This is a genomic window from Lysobacter sp., from assembly GCF_035655815.1.
In the GTDB taxonomy this organism is placed as follows: domain Bacteria; phylum Pseudomonadota; class Gammaproteobacteria; order Xanthomonadales; family Xanthomonadaceae; genus Lysobacter_J.
Map to the genome: position 1 here is coordinate 95,246 of NZ_DASRTS010000078.1, position 20,120 is coordinate 115,365.

The following is a 20,120-nucleotide window of genomic DNA, read 5'->3' on the forward strand; positions in this document are numbered from 1 at the left end:
CTTGCGCATTGCCCGAACGCCCGCGCCGCAAGCGCGGGCCCGCGGACGTAGGCCGTACCGACTTGCGGGGCACCGACTCCTTCGCCGGCCGTAGGACTGCTTTGTCGGGGAAGACCCTTTCTTGGGGTTACGTTTGACGGAGGGAATCCGGTCGGACTTTGGGTCAGCAAAGAAAAGTGACGCGATCGGCTTTAGATGGAGGAAAGCTGTGCTCTTGCTCTTCAAACACAGCCGGGAAAGCGTGGAAAGTCCCTGGATCCCCGCCTTCGCGGGGATGACGAGCACCGGTCGGACTTTGGGTCAGCAAAGAAAAGTGACGCGATCGGCTTTAGATGGAGGAAAGCTGTGCTCTTGCTCTTCAAACACAGCCGGGAAAGCGTGGAAAGTCCCTGGATCCCCGCCTTCGCGGGGATGACGAGCAAAGGCAAGAGATCCCCTTCGCGGGGATGACGAGCAAAGGCGAGATCGCCTGCGCGGGGATGACGAGCAAGGCGAGCGCTTCTGCCGAGCGGGAAACGGCGCACATCCGATGTTGTGCGCCGCCAGCTCCATCAGCCCAGGATCGGCGAAGCCGCCGGCTTTACGCGACCCAGTGCGTAATGGCTCGGCGTCATTTCCAGATCGTGCGGGGTCACCATCTTCGGGTTCGGATTGGGAAACGGCAGCGCCATCGAGACGAACAGAACGAGTAGTTGCAGGAGATTTCGCATGGGCATCCATTCCCGAACGAACATGGTCAGCCGTCCGCGGCCATGGGCGGAGCCGCGCCAGCGTGCGCGTCGTGCCGGGTGCGCGGGCTCATGTGACCGTCGCGCTCACGCGAACACGCGCGGCGGTGTAGGCGGTGACGCGGTCGCGTCCGGCGTACTTGCTGGCATAGAGCGCGGCATCCGCGCGCTCGAGCAGCTTTTCCACGCTCTCGCCGTTATGGAGCTCCGCCACGCCCAGGCTTAGGGTGACGTTGAACAGCCGGTTGTCGATGGACAACGGCCGGCAATTCACCGCCGCACGCAGGTTCTCGGCCACGCATAGCGCTTCGCGCAGCTGCGTGTCGGGCAGCACCACCAGCACCTCGTCGCCGCCGTAGCGCGCGAACAGGTCGTAGGTACGCAGCCGGTTGCGCGCGCGCAGCGCGACGATGCGCAGGGTCTGGTCGCCGACGCGATGACCGTACTCGTCGTTGATGCGCTTGAAATGGTCGATGTCGAAGAACACGACCGACAGCGGTCGACGCGCGCTCTGCGCCGCGGCCGCCAGCGCATCCAGCCGCTCGGTAACGGCCGAGCGGGTCAGCGCGCCGGTGAGCGCGTCATAGGTGGCTAGGTGATTGGCGTGATCGCGGTCGCGACGCAACTGATGCATGTGATCGGTCAGGCCAATCATCAGCACCAGTCCGCCCATCGCGAAACCGATCGGGAAGGCGTATTCCATCCACTCCGGGTTGGTCCAGCCGCCGAGCAGTTCACCCACGCGCAGCACCACCAGCACCACCATTGGCGTCCACGACAGCAGCATGAAGTACGCCTCGCGCTGCCGCTGCAACGCACCGCGCACGCTGGCCACGAACACGGTCACGGCCGAAACCACCAGTACCAGGTTGGCGATGAGGGCGATCAGCGAAGCGGAACTGGCGAACGTCACCGCCAGCAAGGCGAGCACCGCCACGTTGCAGCCCACGATCATCTGCATCAGCCTGGGCTGCTGGTCGCGCAGGTTGAGGTAGAACGCGAAGAAGCTGTTGCTGGCCAGCACGGCCAGCAGGCCGAACATGCGTGGCGCGCGCGGGTCCGATCCGATCCACTGCGACAGCCACGGAACCAGCCGCACTTCGCCGCCCATGCACACCAGGTACAGCGACTGCGCAACCAGCGTGACGAACAGGAAGGCATAGCTGCGCTCGCCGATGCCGATCCAGAAGCCGAACGCGAGCATCGCCAGCACGCCCAGCGTTCCGAGCACCAGCGTCCGCAGGGCGACATGGCGCAGGTCGCGCCGGTGCACCTGCGCGAGTGGCTCCACCGAGATCGGCATCGGTGCCGGGCTGGTCATGTGCACGCGCAGGTAGATCGCCTCGCCCGCGGTGAGGCCCTCGGTCAACGGCACCACCAGCGCGCGGGTGGAAAACGAGAGATCCGCGTCATCGCCGATCAGGCCCCGGCGCACGGGCATCACGTCACCGGGGCGCCAGACCTCGACGTGGTTCAGAAAGGGGGTGCGCAGGACTAGATGCGGGTTTTCGCCCGCCGGTACGGACTGGCGCGCCGTGAGCCGCCACCAGCGGGGCTTCTTGACGGTCTCGAAGATGGATTGGCCGTCGACGCTGACGAAGTCGCGGGCATGCCCGCCAGCCAGCACCTGGGCCGGCACGGGATCGGCGTCGAGCCGGGCCACGTCGAACAGCTGTGCCGACGCGGACGCCGCCACGAGCATGCCGAACGAGGCCAAAATGGCCTGGCACCATCGACGTAAGGGTTTCCCCATAACCCGTCCGGCCCCCCAGCAAGGCCGGACAGGATAGCCCAACTGAGACGCGTGTCGCGGATTTGCCGACGAGGGGCGACCCGGCCCGGTCAGGCGGCCGGGTCGCGGGCGCCCTGCCCGCTCACGCGGGCGACCGCGTCATGGGCGTGAAGACTCTCGAAATGGGCGACGTGGGCATCGAAACGCTCGATGCGCGGGTCGGCCGACAGCGCGGCGGCGACGCGGCGGGCGGCGTCCTCGCAGAACATCAGGTTTTCGGCATTGAGCCGGGCGAAGGCCTGCTCGTCCTCGCGCTTGACGGCGGTCTGCACCGGCGTGCCCAAGGCGTGCTCCAAGGCGTCGATCAGGGCAGCGAGCGGCAGCTCGTCGAAAGCCGGACGCAGCTCCACCCGCACGTCAGCGCGGCTGCGCTGCGCGTGCGGAGTGGCGGCCAGGCCGCGTTCGGAAGCGAGCCACTCGCCGACCACCGCGGTCGAGAGCGGACGCGCGGCGGCGAAATCCTCGGCGAAGCGTTCGGCGTTGAGCTGGCGCGAGAGGGCCGCCGATGCCGGGCAGGTGCTGGAGTACTCGACGGCGAAGCGCAGCGCCAGATGCAGATGACCTTCGCGCAGGCTCGCGTCGATCTCGACGGGATAACGCTTCCAGCCGGCGTTGTTGCTGGCCAGCGCCGGTCGCAGCAGCAACTGCTCGTAACGCAGCACCAGGCGTGCGGCGCTGGAAATGCCGCCCTGGTTCTCGATCAGCGTCTGCAGCACGCGGCGCAGGCCGGCGGGCGTCACCGTCTCGCTGGCGAAGGCGTTCTGCAGTTGCAGGTACATGCGCGACATGTGGATACCGCGCGCGTTGGCGTCCTTCAGGTCGACCGACACGTCGACCGACGCGGCCACGGTGATCGGTTCGCCGTCGCCGGAAGGAATGCGCAGCGGCAGTGCGATGTTGGACATGCCGACCCAGTCGAGCGGTCGCGCCGCGGCGGCGGCGTCGAAGGCGACATCGGGAAGACGGCGCGGAGTGGTCGAGATCGTGGTCACGGCGATGAAGTGGGGACAGCGCGGGGGAGCGCAAGCCGGGCCATTGTAGCCGCCGGTTTCCGGCCGACCCCGGCCGGAGGCTGCAACAGTCAGTTGCGCCCCGCCGGTGCGGCTATCGGCGCGATAGGCCGGTTCAACCGCGGACGCCACGCCAGGCCGCCATCAGCGCGGTCCACGGCGGCAGAGGCAGGGCCGGATCGCCACGGCGCAGTCGTTGGCGCGCCAAAGCCGCCCACAGGCGCCGCGGGCGCGGAGCCGATCCGGCCGGCGGCCAATGCGCCAACAGCTCCTGGCTCCAGGCCCGGGTAGCGCCGTCACTTCCGGCGAGCGCGCTGAGCGGCACGCCCGCCTCGCCCAACTGGGCCAGCCGCACCTGCAGCAGCGACGCCTGCACGGCGGGAACCCCCGCCTCAGCCGTGCCACCGAACAGCGTCGCGTCCACTGCCGCGACGGCCTGCGCGAAAGGCAGCACTGCGCGCAGCGCGTCTTCGCGGTCGCGTGGTCGTTCGCGGCTCTCGCGCAACGATGGAATCGCCGCACCCAATGCCTGCCACGGCGCGGCCTGCCGCTGCAGCGCGCTGCCGAGCGGATGACGGCGAAGCCCACGCGACCAGCCCTGCAGTTCCTCCATCCACCAAGCGAGCTTGGCTTCGCCCGGACGTGCATCGCTGCCGCCCCAGGCAGCGTCGGTCAGTTCCTGCTGCAGCGCCGCCCATGCCAAGGCGAGCTCGCGTTGTTGCGCCGGCACGAACACCTGCACCACGTTCCATTCCGGCCAGCGCGTGCGCCACTTGTCGAGGAAGCTCTCGAGGGCGTCGTCGTGGTGGAGTTCGGAAGGGCTCATCGCGGGCCCGGCCACGCCGCGGGAAAGGCGAGTTCGGCCGGCTCGTCGATCATCACGTCGCCCTGCCAGGCGATCGGGTCGTCCTCGTCCAGCCGATATCCCCACAGCGCCACGACCGACGGCATCCCGGCCGCCCGCGCCGCGAGGATGTCGCGCTCGTCGTCGCCGACGTAGATGCACTCGCGCTGCTCGACGCCGATACGTTCGGCCGCTACCAGAAGCGGCAGCGGATCGGGCTTGCGCGCACTGAGCGTGTCGCCACCGATCAGCACCGCACAACGCTGCTCCCACCCCAGCACCGGCATCAGCTGGCGCGCGAGGTATTCGGGCTTGTTGGTGACGATGCCCCACACCGTGCCGGCCTGCTCCAGCGCGGCGAGCATCGCTTCGATGCCATCGAACGGCGCGCCATGGCGGCCGAGTTCGCGCTGGTAGTGATCCAGGAACTCCGGGATCCAGCGCTCGCGTTCTGCAGCGTCGACCTGCGGAAACGCCGCCGCCACCATCGCGCGTGCACCCTTGGATACGTACGGACGCAGGTCCGCCAGCGGCATCGGCGGCTGTCCGCGCGCGGCGCGCATGGCGTCGATCGCGGCGGCCATGTCCGGCGCACTGTCGAGCAGCGTGCCGTCCAGATCGAACAGGACGGCCTTGGGGAAATTGCGGGAAGTCATGCTGCTTCAGTACGAAAGGGAAATGGGTGCGGGAGCGTCACGCCTGCGGCTTCGCCGCGCACGCCAGGTAGTTCACGTCGGTGCGAGCGATCACGCGCGCGCTGTTGCGCCACGGCTCGTACATCAGGCCGCTGACGTCTTCCAGCTGCAGGCCCGCTTCGCGCAGCCACGCGGCCAGCTCGTGCGGACGGATGAAGTCGCGATACTGGTGCGTGCCCTTGGGCAACAGGCGCGCGATGTACTCCGCGCCCACGATGGCCAGCGCGAAGGCGGCAGGGGTGCGGTTGAGCGTGGACAGGAACAGGCGCCCGCCCGGACGCAGCAGCGTCGCGCAGGCGCGGATGATCGAACCCGGGTCGGGCACGTGTTCCAGCATCTCCATACACGTCACTGCATCGAACTGGCCGGGCATTTCCTCGGCCAGCGATTCGACGGACTGCAACCGGTAATCGACCTTCACACCGCTTTCCAGGCCGTGCAGCCGGGCCACCTTGACCAGCTCGGGTGCCAGGTCGAGCGCGGTGACCTGCGCACCCTCGCGCGCCAGCGCTTCGCTCAGCAGGCCCGCGCCGCAGCCCACGTCGAGCACGCGCGCGCCCTGCAGCGACGTGCGCTGCACGACATAGCCCAACCGCGCCGGATTCAACGCGTGCAACGGCTTCTGCGGGCCTTCCGGATCCCACCAGCGCTGCGCCAGCGCGCCGAACTTGTCGAGCTCGGCCTGGTTGAAATTGGTGTCGCTGGAAGTCTGCGTGGTCATGCGGGTTCTCCGGGTCGCCGCTTGTATGCGGTGACGACGAACGAAAGCATCAAAAACGGACGGATCACGTCAGGCGGATCGCCGCGATCCGCGCGCGCCACTGCTTGGCATTGGCGACCAGTTCGTCCAGGTCCATGTCGACCAGCACGCGCTGGCGCAGTTTGGCGTGGCCGGCAATCCACACATCGGTCACCTGGTGGCGGCCGGTCGCGTAGATCAGTTGCGAGATGACGTGATGCAGCGGCTGCGTTTCCAGCTGGCCGAGGTCCACGCAGACCAGATCGGCCTGCTTGCCGGCCACGATGGAGCCGACCAGCGACTCGAAGCCCATCGCACGGGCGCCGCCCAGCGTCGCCGCGTGCAATGCCGTGGCCGCGTCGAACGCCGAGGCGTCCTGTGCCACGGCCTTGGCCAGCAGTGCCGCGGTGCGCGTCTCGCCGAACATGTCCAGGTCGTTGTTGCTTGCGCAGCCGTCGGTGCCGATGGCGATGGTGACGCCGGCCTTCTGCAGCTTGCCGACCGGGCAGAAACCGGACGCGAGCTTGAGGTTGGATTCCGGGCAATGCACCACGCTGACGCCGCGCTGCGCGCACAACGCGATCTCCGCGTCGGTCAGCTGGGTCATGTGCACGGCGATCAGGCGGTCGTTGACCAGGCCGAGGCGGTCCAGGCGCGCGAGCGGGCGCTGGCCCAGCTTGTCGTGGGACTCGACCACCTCCTGTGCCGTCTCGTGTGTATGCAGGTGCACCGGCACGTCGAGCTGGTCCGACAGCATGCGGATGCGCTCGAAGTTCGCGTCCGACACGGTGTAGGGCGCATGCGGCGCGAAGGTGGTCGCGACCAGCGGATCGTCGCGCCACTGGTCATGGACCTCACCGGCGCGGTCGAAGTATTCGTCCGCCGACTTGGCCCACGCGGTCGGGAAATCGATCACCGGCAGGCCAACGCGCGCACGGAAGCCGTGGCGCTTGTACACGGCGGCCTGCACGTCGGGAAAAAAGTAGTTCTCATTGGCGCAGGTGGTGCCGCCGCGCAGCATCTCGGCGATGCCCAACGCGATGCCGTCCGCCACGAATTCCGGCCCCATCACCGCGCCTTCGACCGGCCAGATGTGGCCCTGCAGCCACTCCATCAGCGGCAGGTCGTCGGCGATGCCGCGCAGCAGCGTCATCGGGTTATGCGTATGTGCATTGACCAGGCCCGGGATCAGCGCAGCCTCGGGACGGGAGATGGTTTCCTTCGCATCGAACCGGGCGCGCGCCTCGCGGGTCGGCAGCAGGGCGACGATTACGCCATCACGAACGGCAACGGCGTGATCCTCCAGGACCACGCCGTGCGGTTCCACCGGCACCACCCATCCGGCTTCGATCAACAGGTCGCAGGCTTCGGGGCGGGTGTCGGGGGTCATTCGGTTTCCTTGGCTCGTCATTCCCGCGAAGGCGGGAATCCAGTGTCTCTGGCGTTCGCTGCGTCTCGAAGTCAAGGGCAAAGGCGCTGGATCCCGGCCTACGCCGGATGACGCAAACGGCAGGGGCGTCCGCGCAACGCGCGAACGCGCCGTTGCGTCACTTCACGCGGCTGACGTACTCGCCGGAGCGGGTGTCGACCTTGATGATCTCTTCCTGGTTCACGAACAGCGGCACGCGCACGACCGCGCCGGTTTCCAGCGTGGCCGGCTTGCCGCCGCCACCGGAGGTGTCGCCACGCAGGCCCGGATCGGTCTCGACGATCTTCAACTCGACGAAGTTCGGCGGCTGCACGGCGATGGGCGTGCCGTTCCACAGCGTCACCACGCACTCTTCCTCGCCCTTGAGCCACTTCTCGGCGCCGCCCATGCCGGCCTTGTCGGCCTGCACCTGCTCGAACGATTCCTGGTTCATGAAGTGCCAGTACTCGCCGTCGGAGTACAGGTACTGCATGTCGGTATCGACGACGTCCGCCTGCTCCACGCTGTCGGTGGCCTTCATGGTCATTTCGACCACGCGGCCCGACTTGATGCTGCGGTACTTCACGCGCGTGAACGCCTGGCCCTTGCCCGGCTTGACGTACTCGGTCTCGGTGATGATGCACGGGTCGTTGTTGACCAGGATCTTCTGTCCGGTCTTGACGTCGTTCATGCCCAGGCTGGCCATGGTGGAACTCCTGCTTGCTAAGTGAATAGGTAACGGGCGCCGGCCGCGCGAGGGCAGCGAAGGCTAGAATGTCGGGCTGTTGTGCCCGGCCTGAAGGCCGCGGCGCAAGGAAAACCGGTCCGACATGATACCCGCTGCCCCCATTCCCCAGCACGCCCCCGTCTCCGCCACCCCTCGCTGGCAGCAGTTGTGGCGCGATGCCGTGCGCGACCCGCGCGAACTGCTGGCAGTGCTGGGACTGGAATCGGCCGGGCTGGCGATCTCCGACGATGCGGCCGCGCAGTTCCCGCTGCGCGTCCCGCGCGGCTTCGTCGCCCGCATGCGCCCGAACGACCCGAACGATCCGCTGCTGCGCCAGGTCCTGCCGCTGGACGCGGAAATGCAGCCGATGCCGGGCTTCAGCCTGGACGCGGTCGGCGATTCGCAGGCCAAGGCCGGCCATGGCGTCATCCGCAAATACCGCGGGCGCGCCCTGCTGATCGCCACGGGCAGCTGCGCGATCCATTGCCGATACTGCTTCCGCCGACATTTCCCGTACGCGGAGGAAACCGCCGCGGCGGCCGGGTGGCGCGAAGCGGTGGAGGCAATCCGCGCGGACCCGGCCATCGACGAGGTGATCCTGTCCGGCGGCGACCCCTGGTCGCTGGCCACGCCCAAGCTGGCCGAACTCACCGACGCCCTCGCGTCGATCCCGCACCTCAAGCGCCTGCGTGTGCACACGCGCCTGCCGGTGGTGCTGCCCGAGCGCGTCGACGATGCGCTGGTGGACTGGCTCGATGCCCTGCCCTGGCCGGTCACGGTGGTCCTGCACGCCAACCACGCCAGCGAGTTCGACGACAGCGTCGACGCCGCCCTGCAACGCCTGCGCGGCACCGGCGCGCTGCTGCTCAACCAGGCCGTGCTGCTGCGCGGAGTCAACGACTCGGTGGACGCCCTGGCCGAGCTGAGCGAACGCGGCCACGCGGCGGGCGTGTTGCCCTATTACCTGCACCAGCTCGACCGCGTGCAGGGGGCGGCGCATTTCGAGGTCCCGGACGAGGTGGCGCTGCGCCTGCATCGCGATCTGGCCGCGCGCCTGTCCGGCTACCTGGTGCCGCGCCTGGTGCGCGAGGTCGCCGGCGACCCGGGCAAGCGTCCGATCCACTCCGCGTAGCGTTCGTCGTCGTTTGCGCGACCATCGTCTCAAGTTCGTGCCCGATCGGTCGCTAATTCGTCATATCCCCCAGTTCAAGTCCCTGCGCATGGACTGAACAGCCCGTTCATGTCATAAAACGCGCTTGGGGAGGTGACGCAATGCAATTCGGCAAAGACACGGCGCTGCGCCTGCTGATCGTCGACGACAGCGTTGAAGCGGCCGAGGCCATCGTGAGTGCGCTACGCAACAGCGGTATCGCGGTACGCCCGTCGCGGCCCGAGAGCGAGGCCGAACTCGGCACCCTGATCACTTCCCAGCCGCCCGACCTGGTGCTGGCCGCGCGCGAGGCCGGCCTGGTGCCCATCACCAAGGTGATGCAGGCGGTGGACGCCAGCGGCAAGGACCTGCCGGTGCTCATGCTGCTGGATACCGTGGACGACACCCGCCTGCTGGAAACCATCACCCTCGGCGCGCGTGGCGTGCTGCTGCGCAACCGCAACGACCACCTGATCACCACCGTCCGCAAGGAATGGGCCGACCTGGAAGCGCGCCGCTCGCAGCGCCGCCTGGAAGCCCACATCCGCGAGACGGAGCGCCGCTGCGACGCGCTGATCGACTCCTCGCGCGAGCCCATCGCCTACATCCACGAAGGCATGCACATCCGCGCCAACGGCGCGTATCTGGAAGTGTTCGGCTTCGAGTCCTTCGACGAGATCGAGGGCATGTCGCTGCTCGACCTGATCGCCCCGGGCAAGGTCGAAGGCTTCAAGCAGCTGCTCAAGCAGATTAGCCGCGGCGAGGCGCCACCGCGCCACGAGACCGAAGCGCGCACGCTGGACGGCAACCAGTTCCCGGCAGTGATGGAGTTCACGCCCGCCACGTACGAGGGCGAGAACTGCCTGCAGGTCATCCTGCGCCGGCAGGAGGTGGACCCGGAGCTCGCGCGCGAGGTCGAGGAACTGCGCCAGCGCGACCAGGTCACCGGTCTGCTCAACCGCGCCACCTTCCTGCGCTCACTCGAGGACGCCGTGGCCGCCGCCGCACAGGACGGCGCGCACCACGGCCTGCTGCTGGTCGAGCCAGACCACTTCAACCGCCTGCTGCAGGACATCGGCCTGGATGCTGCCGACACGCTGGTAGCCGCCATGGCCGACCGCCTGCGCACCGCTCTCGGCCCCAGGGACGTCGCCGCGCGTTTCGGCGAACACCAGTTCGCGATCCTGACGCCCGGCAGCGACCACCGTCGCACCACGCAGCTGGCCGAAACCCTGCGCAACGCGTTCGCCAACGCCGTACTGGAGACCGACCACCGCTCGCTCAGCACCACCGTCAGCATCGGCGGCGTGCAGATCGGCGAGAAGATCGCCAGCATCACCGCCGTGCTGGGCAAGGCCAGCCAGTGCCTGCAGTCGGCCAGTGGCGTCGGGGGCAACCGCACCGAACTGTTCGACCCGGGCGCAGCCGATCGCGCCGAGGAGGAGCGTGTCGAGGCCTGGGTCGCCCGCATCCGCGACGCGCTGGATGCCGACCGCTTCGTCATGGAATACCAGCCGCTCATCGCCCTGCACGGCGAGGCGGTGGAGATGTACGAGGCCTACCTGCGACTGCAGGGCGAGCACGGCGAGCTGGTGCCGCCGATGGCGTTCCTGCAGATCGCCGAGGAGCACGGCCTGCTGTGGGAGATTGACCGCTGGGTGGTGGGCAAGGCCATTGCCGTCATCGGCGAGCGCATGCGCAACGGTCGGCAGACCACGGTGCTGGTGAAGATCACCCAGGCCTCGCTGCAGGACGACACCCTGCGCCAGTACATCCAGGAAAAGCTGGCCAAGCACGGTGCCGACGGCCGACAGCTGGTCCTGCAGCTGCCCGAGTCAAAGGTGTTCACGCACCTGCGTGCGGCGCAGGAATTCCAGGCGCAGGTCTCGCAGTACGGCGTGCGCGTGGGCCTGGAGCAGTTCGGCGTGGGCCTCAACTCGTTCCAGCTGCTGACCCACTTCAATGCCGACGTGCTGAAGATCGACCGCAGCTTCATGCAGGAGCTGTCCGGCAATCCGGACCACCAGCAGCGCGTTCGCGAGATCGCCGAGAAGGCACGCGAACTGGGCAAGACGACCATCGCCGAATTCGTACAGGACGCAGGCAGCATGAGCATCCTGTTCGGCGCGGGGATCGACTACGCCCAGGGCAACTTCCTGGCACCGCCCGGACCGGCGATGGACTACGAGTTCTGATCGGGGGTCCGGAGGTCGGAGGACCGTTCCACCGTTCGTCCTGAGCGTAGGCGCGAAGCGCCGAAGTCGAAGGATGAAGGGGCGATGGCCCGCACCAAGCCAGTGCCGTCCAGAGTGGCCCGAAACCGACGCCACGCGCCAAAGAAAAAGCCCGCCATACGGCGGGCTTTTTCTTTGCTTCGGCAGCGCTCGTGCGATCAGCCGACCACCGTGCCGCGCACCTGTTCCACCGGCGCATTGCGCAGGGTCTGGATACGCTCCTCCAGCGGCGGGTGGCTCATCAGCAGGCGACGCAGGCCGTGGCCTACCGCGCCGCTGATGCCGAAAGCCTGCACCGTCTTGGGCAGGGTGCTTTCACCGTAGGTCTGCGACAGACGCTGCAGCGCGGCGATCATCTTCTCGCGGCCGGCGAGGCGGGCACCGCCGGCGTCGGCGCGGAACTCGCGGTGACGCGAGAACCACATCGCGATCATGCTGGCGAACAGTCCGAAGATCATGTCCAGCACGAACACGATGACGAAGTAGCCAAGGCCCGGGCCACCCTCGCGGTTGCCATTGAGATAGCCATCGATGACGCGGCCGACCACGCGTGCCAGCACGATGACGAACGTGTTGAGCACGCCCTGGATCAGCGCCATGGTGACCATGTCGCCGTTGGCGACGTGGCTGACCTCGTGGCCCAGCACGGCCTCCGCCTCGTCGCGGTTCATCGCCCTCAGCAGGCCGGTCGACACCGCGACCAGCGAGTTGTTGCGACTGGGGCCCGTGGCGAACGCGTTGATCTCCGGCGCGTCATAGATCGCGACTTCCGGCATTTTGATGCCGGCGGCTTCGGCCTGGCGACGAACCGTGTTGACCAGCCACTGCTCGGACTCGTTGCGCGGCTGCTCGATGACGTAGGCACCGGTGGAGCGCTTGGCAACCCACTTGGACATCATCAGCGAGATCAGCGAGCCGCCGAAGCCGAACACGGTGGCCATGACCAGCAGGCCACCCTGCCCGCGCAGCTGGATGCCGAAGAAGTTCTGCAGCACCGCCATGACGATGCTGAGCAGGGCCAGTACGGCCAGATTGGTGGCCAGGAACAGGGCGATGCGTTTGAACATGACGAAAACCTTCCGCGCACCATGCGCGTCGTATCGGGAAAATGTGGCACGCTGCCGTTGAATTCAAGTGAAACCAGTAACTTGCCGTGCCCGAGCAAGCCAGTGACCTGATTGCACCAAAGGCGACCCGCTACCGCGGCCGGTTCGCTCCTTCTCCGACCGGCGATCTGCACGCAGGTTCCCTGCTGGCGGCGTTCGGCAGCTGGTTGCTCGCGCGCCATGCCGGCGGTGAATGGCTGGTGCGGATCGAGGACCTCGACCCGCCCCGCGAGGTGGCCGGGGCGGCGCACCGCCAGCTCGCCGCGCTAGAGGCGTTCGGGCTCATTTCCGACGGTCCTGTGGTCTGGCAGAGCACACGATCCCACCTGTACCAGGAGGCACTCGACCGTCTACTGGCCGAAGGGCTGGCGTTCGAATGCCATTGCAGCCGTACCGACCTCGCCGCGGTGCATGGCATTCACCGGTCCTGCGTGGCGCGATCGTCGCGACCGGACCCGGCCGTGCGGCTGCGTGTGCCCGACGGCAGCGTGCTCGCGTTCGACGACGCGATCCAGGGCCGGGTCGAACAGGACGTGGCGCAGGAGGTCGGCGACTTCGTGCTGCGTCGCGCGGACGGGTTCTGGGCCTACCAGCTGGCGGTCGTCGTGGACGATGCCGCGCAGGGCATTACCGACGTGGTGCGCGGTGCCGACCTGCTGGACTCCACGCCGCGGCAGATCCTCCTGCAGCGCGCGCTTGGACTGCCGACGCCGAGGTACGCACACCTGCCGCTGGTGCTGGGCCCCGATGGACGCAAGCTGTCCAAGTCGGACGCCTCGCAGCCCGTGGATCCCGGCGATCCCCTGCCCGCTCTGCGCGCGGCTTGGGCCCGGCTGGGTCAGGCCCCCTCCGCCCTGGCCGATGCGACCGGCCCCGCGGACCTGCTCGAACGTGCGTTGCGCGCTTTCGATCCGGCCGCCATCCGCGCCGCTGATCCGCACGAAACGTCATCGTTGCTACGCATGATCGCCGACTAGGATTGGCGCATAGAATCGAAACCGGCCGCGTGCGACGCGGCTCCCCATCCGGAGAAAAGAACGATGCAGTCTCGCGTGGCCCTGGTCACCGGCGGCACCGGTGGTATCGGCACTTCCATCATCCAGCGTCTGGCGAAGATGGGCCATCGCGTGGCCACCAACTATCGCGACGAGGAACGCGCCGGCGCGTGGCAGGCCCGCATGCGCGAGAACGGCGTCGATGTCGTGCTGGCCAAGGGCGACGTGTCGTGCCCGGTACAGGCCGAGCAGCTGGTGCGCGATGTCGAGCAGCAGCTTGGCCCCATCGAGATCCTCGTCAACAACGCCGGCATCACCCGCGACTCCACCTTCCACCGGATGACGCCGGTGCAGTGGAACGAGGTGATCGGCACCAACCTCAATTCCTGCTTCAACGTCACCCGGCCGGTGATCGAGGGCATGCGCGAGCGCAAGTGGGGCCGCATCGTGCAGATCAGTTCCATCAATGGCCTCAAAGGCCAGTACGGTCAGGCGAACTACGCCGCGGCCAAGGCTGGCATGCACGGCTTCACCATTTCGCTGGCACGCGAGAACGCGCGGTTCGGCGTCACCGTCAACACGGTGTCCCCGGGTTACGTCGCCACCGACATGGTGATGGCGGTGCCAGAGGACGTGCGCGCCAAGATCGTCGCCGAGATTCCCACGGGCCGGCTGGGCACTCCGGACGAGATCGCGTACGCCGTGTCCTTCCTGGTCGCCGACGAGGCCGCCTGGATCACCGGCTCGAACCTCGACATCAACGGCGGCCACCACATGGGCTGGTGAGCCCGCATCGCCTCTGCCGATCTGCTCGCTGCCCGGCGCGCGCCGGCTTCCCTATTCACGTGCGCGGCGCGGTTTGTCGGATGCCACCGGTGTCGGCCGCGCCTGCAAGTCACCAGTTGCAAGGCCCCGCGGGCTGCGCCATGCTGCGAAGCATCACGATTTAGAGCCGAAGCTCAATGGCCTCGATGCGCGTCATCAAGAAGTATCCGAACCGACGGCTCTACGACACCGAGATTTCCAGTTACATCACCATCGAGGACGTCCGGCAGCTCATCGTCGACGGCGAGGAGTTCGAAGTGCGCGATGCGCGCAGCGGCGAAGACCTCACCCGGCAGGTGTTGCTGCAGATCATTGCCGAGCACGAGCAGGACGGTGAGCCGGTCCTGTCCACCCAGCTGCTCAGCCAGATCATCCGCTTCTACGGCGATTCGCTGCAGGGTTTCATGGGCAGCTACCTGGAGCGCTCGATGCAGGTCTTCCTGGACCAGCAGCAGCAGTTCCGCAACCAGATGGGCGGCATCCTCGGCCAGACGCCTTGGGCGCTGATGAACCAGCTCACCGAACGCAACCTGGCGATGTGGAACGAGTTCCAGCGCAACCTGTCCGGGAGTGTCGGCCAGAGCACCACGCCGGGGGCCAAGCCCAAGGGCACCGAAACCAAGCGCTGAACCCGACGCTCCACGACCGCATTCATGAGGCCCGCCCACCCGGCGGGCCTCGTCTTTTGGGGCAGGCCGCTCCGAGCCGCCACCGGCCCTCAGCTCAGTGCAGGGCCGCCGTCGCGTTCGCCCCTGGCCCGCAGAACTGCTGCCGGTATTGCTCCGCCTGCGGCATCAGCGACTGCAGCACCTGGATGCGGTTGGCCGGGTCGGGATGGGTCGAGGCGAATTCGGGCGGCCGCTCGCCACCGCCCAACTCGGACATGCGTTGCCACAGCGGAATCGCTTCCTGCGGGTTGTAGCAGGCCGCGGCGGCCAGCATCAGGCCCACCTTGTCGGCCTGGGTCTCGTGGTTGCGCCCGTACGGCAGGATGAACCCGTACTGCGCGCCGGCACCCAGCGCCGCCATCACCGCCTGTTGCTGTTGCGGATCCATTCCGCCCACGGCCATGCCCGCGGCGATCTGCCCCATCTGCACCAGCTTCTGCTGCGCCATGCGCTGGCTGCCATGTCGCAGCAGTGCGTGGGCGATCTCGTGCCCCATCACCACCGCCATCGCATCGCGGTTCTGCGCCACCGGAATCAGGCCGGTGTAGACCGCCATCTTTCCGCCGGGCAGGCAGAAGGCGTTGGCCTGTTCGGACTGGATCACGGCCACGTCCCACTGGAAGTTCTGGTGATCGGTCGGCGTCTGCTGCCCGTGCTGCTGGGCGAGCGCGGCGGTGACCTGCGGCACGCGCTGCACGAGGCGCTGCGCGATCTCGCGGATTTCCTGGCTCTGCTGCGCGTCAGACGGCAACAAAGCGCCCTGGGCGTTCGCGTCCCCGAGCACCTGCTGGAAAGCCTGCGCGCCGAGCTGCACTTCCTCTTCGGCGGTCGTGCCGTAATGCGCCTTTTCGCCCGTGTAGGGATCCACGCGCGCGCTGCCGAACCACTGCCACGCCGCATAACCGGCGAACAGGATCAGGATCCACCAGCGAATGCCGCCAAAGCCGCGGCGCGGCCTGGCCTGCCGGGAACTACCGCCAAACGGGTCGATCCGCATCTGTGTTCTCTCCTGTTCCGTCCGTTGGAACTGCCGTTTTCGTCCGGGTTTCAGATTTCGCGTACTACGCGGAACCCTATCCGGGCACTCGTCGTGTTGGCGTCACTGCCCTGGCGCCACGCCGAACGTGTCTGCGCGGGCGAACTGGCCCATGAACCGCCCCGCACCACACGCGAACGGCAGCCGGGGTTGAGCCAGGCCGCGCCATCGCGCGGCGCGCGCCGGAAGCTGTCGTGCCAGCAGTCGGCGACCCATTCGCTCACGTTGCCGGCCAGGTCGTGGATGCCGAAGGCGTTCGGCCGATAGCTGCCGACCGGAGCCGGACCCCAGGCGCGGTCGCCATAGCCCGCGAAGGCGTTGCGCCAGCGCCGGCCGCTGGGCGAGACGTCCAGTCCGCCAGTGAAATTGCCCGCCCCTACCGGCGGCGCGCCGTCGCCCCACGGGTAACGACCGCGCCCGCCCGCACGCAGCGCGTATTCGAACTCGGCCTCGCTGGCCAGCCGATAGCGCTGTCCGGTCTGGCCGGACAACCACTCGGCGTAGGCCAGCGCGTCCTTGGCGCTGACGTGCAGCACCGGCATGTTGTCGGCCGCGGGCTTACCGGCATAGCCGGACTGCCAGTCGACATTGCCACGCCGGACCAGGCTGCCGGCGCGCTCGTCATAGGCGGTGGAATAGCCGCGCCGCGTCGCGCGTGCGCGGTGGCGCGTGGCCTGCATGAAGCGTCGGAATTCGCCCACCGTGATTTCGGTGCGCGACATGGCCAGGCCGCGATCGAAACGGATGTTGCGGGCGGGACGTTCGTTCTCCTCGCCTTCGTTTTCCTCCGATCCCATCCGGAACGCACCGTGCGGGATCACGACCATCTGCGGCCCGCGCCCGCCGCCCTTCATCGCATCGGTGAACACCTGCCCCGGACGGAACAGGCCGTAGTGCGTGGCCAGATCGATGCGCTGGCGCAGTTCGGCCGTCGCCGGGTCCGCGGCCGGCGCGATGCGCAGCATCACCGCGAGCTGCCGCCGCGCTTCGTCGATACCGTCCTCGCGCAGCAGCGCGGCCAGACCTGCGTCGCGCAGTGCATTGACGCGGACGATGCGCTGCATCGCCATGCGCGCGCGCGCATCCTCCACCGTCGCGGAGGGCGGACGCACCTTCGCGGCAACGTCGAGCTCGCGCTGCGCACCGGCGAAATCGTCGCGATCGGCCGCCAGTTCCGCGCGCCGGATCAGGCCACTCTCCACGGCCGCGATGCCCTGCCATGCGCGCATATCGCCCGGCCGCAGCTCCAGCGCCTGGCGGAAATAAGTCAACGCATCGCCCTGCCCGCCACCCACGCCCAGGCGGCCGGCGTTGAGGGCCTCCTCGCCCAGGCGGTTGGCTTCCTGCGCTTCGTCGGTGCGATCGAGGCGGGCCAGATAGTCGACGACGTCCAGATGGCCCGGAGCGATCGCGCGCATCACCGCGGCGAGTTCGTGCGCACGACGCAGCGACAGCGGGTCCTGGTCCAGTGCGGACAGGGCCTCGTCGCCCTGTTTGACCAGCATCGCCAGCGACAGGTCGAAGCCGCGATTGGCGGCGGCGTCTTCCGGGTCGTAGCGACGCAGCGCGAAGTACAGCGGCACGGCGTCGGCGGGCCCGCCGAACAGGCGCCCTTCCGCCAACGCTTTCGCCGCCTGCCCCTTGAGTTCCTTCACGTTCTCGTCGGTCACCTGCACCGTCGGCACGCGCCACGGCGGAACGGGCGAGACGGCCTGGTCTTCGCTGATGGTGACGATGGGCGTACGCGCCGCGCGTTCGGTGTCCCGCGATGGCGTGGAGGGCTCGCGCGAGCAGCCGGCGACCAATGCCAGCGTCACGATTCCGGCCAACAGCAATGCGCGCAATCGTCCTCCTCGCCTCACATCGGGCATGCGTCACGACTTCCCGGATTCATCCACGCGGCGCCGGGAGCGTCGAAAGTAGGCTATTGTCGCCCGCCCCGGCAACCTCGCCGCCTGCATCGCCCAGCACATGCCCGTCGACTGGATCACCGACCCCGCCGAACTCCGCAATCGCATGGCCGCACGGCCGCGACGGATCGGCCTGGACACGGAGTTCATCCGCGAGCGCACCTACTGGCCGCAGCTGGCGCTGGTGCAGATCGCGCTGGACGACGCCTCGGGCGAGCCGCAGATCCTGCTGGTCGACCCGCTCAAGCCCGGCATGTTCGAGGCCATCGCCGAGATCCTGGCGGACGAGTCGATCCTGAAGATCATGCACAGCCCCAGCGAAGACCTGGTGGCCTTCCGGCACGCCTGCGGCGTGGTGCCGCGGCCGCTGTTCGACACCCAGCTGGCCGCCGCGCTGGCCGGAATCGGCGGCGGACTGGGCTACCAGAAGCTGGTCGAACAGGTCACCGGCGTGGCCCTGCCCAAGGGCGAGACGCGCTCCGACTGGCTGCGCCGTCCGCTGTCTCCGGCGCAGCTGGAATACGCGGCCGACGACGTGCGCCACCTTTTCGAACTGCACGACCACCTCGACCAGCGCCTGGGTGAACTCGACCGGCGCGAATGGCTGGCCGAAGACGCCTCGCGCACCGTCTACAGCGCCGAGAACGAAGCACCCGAGCGCTGGCCGCACGCATCTATGCGCAGCGCGCAGTTCCTCGAACGCGACGCGCAGCTGCGCCTGCTGCGACTGTTGCGCTGGCGCGATGTCTACGCGCGCGACAACGACCGTCCGCGCAGCTGGATCCTGGACAACGAACTGGCTGTGAACCTGGCGCGCAACCCGCCGATCGATCGCGCCGGGCTGCAGCGCACGCTCGACGCGCATCCCAAGGCGCCGCGACGCCTGACCGACACGGTCTGGCATGCGCTGACGACGCCGCTGCCCGACGAAAACGACGCTCCCGATGCGACCCAGGCGGAGACCCGCGACAAGCAGCGCCTGCGCAAGCTCCAGGATGCGGTGGCCGCGCGCAGTGCCGAGCTGGGCCTGCCCGACGGCGTGCTCGCGTCGCGCCGCTGGCTGGAAGTGCTGATGGACCAGGGCGAATGGCCCGATGCGCTGGGCGGTTGGCGTCGTCGTGCGCTGGAACCGCGACTGGCTCCGTTGCTTGGCAGTCGCTGATCAGGCCGTCAGGCCCCGGCCAGTTCGGCAGGATGGATTCCAACGGCATCGTTCGCAGTTCCCGCGCCTTCGCCGTCTTCATAAGCGCGTGACGCCGGCCTGACGATCAGCGGATCGGGCGTGGCGACCACGCTGCGATCCTTGGCCGTGTAGTGGAAAGCGCTGAGCACCACGCGCCTCGCGTTAAGGCGCGCGCGCTTCTTGTCGTCGGAGCGGATCACCGTCCACGGCGCTTCCGGCGTGTCGGTGGCGATAAACATGGCCTCCTTGGCGCGCGTGTACTCGGCCCACTTGTCCAGCGACGCCAGGTCAACCGGCGACAGCTTCCATTGCTTGAGCGGGTCCTTCCTGCGGCGCGAGAAGCGACGCAACTGCTCTTCGCGGCTGACCGAAAACCAGAACTTGAACAGCCGCACGCCACTGCGCACGAGCATGCGTTCGAAGTTCGGGCACTGGTGGATGAACTCCAGGTACTCGTCGGTGCTGCAGAAGCCCATCACCCGCTCCACGCCGGCGCGGTTGTACCAGGACCGGTCGAACATCACGATCTCGCCAGCGGCCGGCAGGTGTTCGACGTAGCGCTGGAAATACCACTGCGTGCGTTCGGTCTCGGAGGGTTTCTCCAGTGCCACGACCCGTGCCCCGCGAGGGTTGAGGTGCTCCATGAAGCGCTTGATGGTGCCGCCCTTGCCGGCCGCGTCGCGCCCTTCGAACACGATCACCACCCGCTGCCCGGTCTCCTTGACCCAGGCCTGGAACTTCAGCAGCTCGATCTGGAGCTGGCGCTTTTCCCGCTCGTACCGGCGACGCGAGATGCGGCCGTTCGAAACGTCCTCGGGGTGCTGCGTCTCGAGCGGCCTGCCTGCGGCGCTCCGGGAAGGTTCGCCGTCATCCGACCCCGCGGCCGTGTCGTCCGGGGCATCGGCGTGGTGCGGGACGGCGGCATCGGAAGGGGAACGGGTATCGACAACTGACATGGCGGCGTCCTGCAGGAAAAACGCCACTGTCCCGCCCCTCGTCGCCCGCACGCTTGACCCCGGTCAATGAGCGCCAGCCCGGCCCTCGGGATCAGCGCCAGCAGACGGAGGCGT

17 protein-coding genes and 1 pseudogene are annotated in these 20,120 nt (G+C 68.2%); 6 read left to right on the forward strand and 12 right to left on the reverse strand.

Annotated elements, in window-relative coordinates; genetic code table 11:
* Positions 1-551 precede the first annotated feature (551 nt).
* The 8 genes from VFE83_RS19240 to efp all read right to left on the reverse strand — a co-directional run bounded on the left by VFE83_RS19240 (position 552) and on the right by efp (position 7,922).
* Positions 552-710 (reverse strand): hypothetical protein, encoded by a 159-nt coding sequence (locus VFE83_RS19240; protein WP_324909175.1) that lies wholly within the window; start codon positions 708-710, stop codon positions 552-554.
* Between the two features lie 88 nt (positions 711-798).
* On the reverse strand, positions 799-2,430 hold the full coding sequence (locus VFE83_RS19245) for a diguanylate cyclase (protein ID WP_324909177.1): 1,632 nt from the start codon (positions 2,428-2,430) through the stop codon (positions 799-801).
* Positions 2,431-2,570: 140 nt separating this feature from the next.
* A complete protein-coding gene (gene folE2 / locus VFE83_RS19250; RefSeq protein ID WP_324909179.1) occupies positions 2,571-3,512 on the reverse strand; it encodes a GTP cyclohydrolase FolE2 in 942 nt (313 codons plus the stop codon).
* A gap of 133 nt (positions 3,513-3,645) precedes the next feature.
* Positions 3,646-4,356: a phytoene/squalene synthase family protein gene (locus VFE83_RS19255; protein WP_324909181.1), complete on the reverse strand. Its 711-nt coding sequence runs from the start codon at positions 4,354-4,356 to the stop codon at positions 3,646-3,648.
* Positions 4,353-5,030, reverse strand: a complete 678-nt coding sequence (locus VFE83_RS19260) for a phosphoglycolate phosphatase (RefSeq protein ID WP_324909183.1) — start codon at positions 5,028-5,030, stop codon at positions 4,353-4,355. The genes VFE83_RS19255 and VFE83_RS19260 overlap by 4 nt, the downstream gene beginning before the upstream one ends.
* A 37-nt stretch (positions 5,031-5,067) precedes the next feature.
* On the reverse strand, positions 5,068-5,790 hold the full coding sequence (gene ubiG, locus VFE83_RS19265) for a bifunctional 2-polyprenyl-6-hydroxyphenol methylase/3-demethylubiquinol 3-O-methyltransferase UbiG (protein WP_324909185.1): 723 nt from the start codon (positions 5,788-5,790) through the stop codon (positions 5,068-5,070).
* 64 nt (positions 5,791-5,854) lie between these two features.
* Positions 5,855-7,198 carry a TRZ/ATZ family hydrolase gene (locus VFE83_RS19270; RefSeq protein ID WP_324909187.1) on the reverse strand — a complete coding sequence of 448 codons (1,344 nt, stop codon included), beginning with the start codon at positions 7,196-7,198 and terminating at the stop codon, positions 5,855-5,857.
* Between the two features lie 157 nt (positions 7,199-7,355).
* The gene (efp, locus tag VFE83_RS19275; RefSeq protein WP_324909189.1) at positions 7,356-7,922 is read right to left on the reverse strand and encodes an elongation factor P; all 567 of its coding nucleotides are present in this window, start codon (positions 7,920-7,922) and stop codon (positions 7,356-7,358) included.
* A 124-nt stretch (positions 7,923-8,046) separates the two neighbouring features.
* On the opposite strand from efp, the gene epmB reads away from it, so the two are divergent.
* Both epmB and VFE83_RS19285 read left to right on the forward strand, forming a co-directional pair.
* Positions 8,047-9,075 carry an EF-P beta-lysylation protein EpmB gene (epmB, locus tag VFE83_RS19280; protein WP_324909191.1) on the forward strand — a complete coding sequence of 343 codons (1,029 nt, stop codon included), beginning with the start codon at positions 8,047-8,049 and terminating at the stop codon, positions 9,073-9,075.
* Positions 9,076-9,215: 140 nt separating this feature from the next.
* Positions 9,216-11,288, forward strand: coding sequence for an EAL domain-containing response regulator (locus VFE83_RS19285; protein WP_324909193.1), 2,073 nt, complete (start codon positions 9,216-9,218; stop codon positions 11,286-11,288).
* Between the two features lie 197 nt (positions 11,289-11,485).
* On the opposite strand, the gene htpX is transcribed toward VFE83_RS19285, so the two are convergent.
* Complete coding sequence (gene htpX, locus VFE83_RS19290) at positions 11,486-12,394, reverse strand: protease HtpX (RefSeq protein ID WP_324909195.1); 909 nt, start codon at positions 12,392-12,394, stop codon at positions 11,486-11,488.
* Between the two features lie 86 nt (positions 12,395-12,480).
* Here htpX and gluQRS point away from each other — a divergent pair, with 86 nt between their 5' ends.
* From gluQRS to phaR, 3 genes and pseudogenes are all read left to right on the forward strand, one after another.
* On the forward strand, positions 12,481-13,410 hold the full coding sequence (gene gluQRS / locus VFE83_RS19295; RefSeq protein ID WP_324909197.1) for a tRNA glutamyl-Q(34) synthetase GluQRS: 930 nt from the start codon (positions 12,481-12,483) through the stop codon (positions 13,408-13,410).
* A gap of 63 nt (positions 13,411-13,473) precedes the next feature.
* A complete protein-coding gene (gene phbB, locus VFE83_RS19300; RefSeq protein WP_324909199.1) occupies positions 13,474-14,214 on the forward strand; it encodes an acetoacetyl-CoA reductase in 741 nt (246 codons plus the stop codon).
* 176 nt (positions 14,215-14,390) lie between these two features.
* Positions 14,391-14,858: pseudogene (gene phaR, locus VFE83_RS19305) on the forward strand (polyhydroxyalkanoate synthesis repressor PhaR); the annotation flags it as partial.
* Positions 14,859-14,976: 118 nt separating this feature from the next.
* On the opposite strand, the gene VFE83_RS19310 reads toward phaR, so the two are convergent.
* Positions 14,977-15,918 carry a M48 family metallopeptidase gene (locus VFE83_RS19310; protein WP_324909203.1) on the reverse strand — a complete coding sequence of 314 codons (942 nt, stop codon included), beginning with the start codon at positions 15,916-15,918 and terminating at the stop codon, positions 14,977-14,979.
* 50 nt (positions 15,919-15,968) lie between these two features.
* A complete protein-coding gene (locus tag VFE83_RS19315; RefSeq protein ID WP_324909205.1) occupies positions 15,969-17,828 on the reverse strand; it encodes a formylglycine-generating enzyme family protein in 1,860 nt (619 codons plus the stop codon).
* Between the two features lie 100 nt (positions 17,829-17,928).
* Between VFE83_RS19315 and rnd the strand changes: the two genes are divergently transcribed.
* On the forward strand, positions 17,929-19,029 hold the full coding sequence (gene rnd, locus VFE83_RS19320; protein ID WP_324909207.1) for a ribonuclease D: 1,101 nt from the start codon (positions 17,929-17,931) through the stop codon (positions 19,027-19,029).
* A gap of 8 nt (positions 19,030-19,037) precedes the next feature.
* On the opposite strand, the gene ppk2 is transcribed toward rnd, so the two are convergent.
* The gene (ppk2, locus tag VFE83_RS19325) at positions 19,038-20,006 is read right to left on the reverse strand and encodes a polyphosphate kinase 2 (RefSeq protein ID WP_324909209.1); all 969 of its coding nucleotides are present in this window, start codon (positions 20,004-20,006) and stop codon (positions 19,038-19,040) included.
* Between the last annotated feature and the right edge of the window lie 114 nt (positions 20,007-20,120).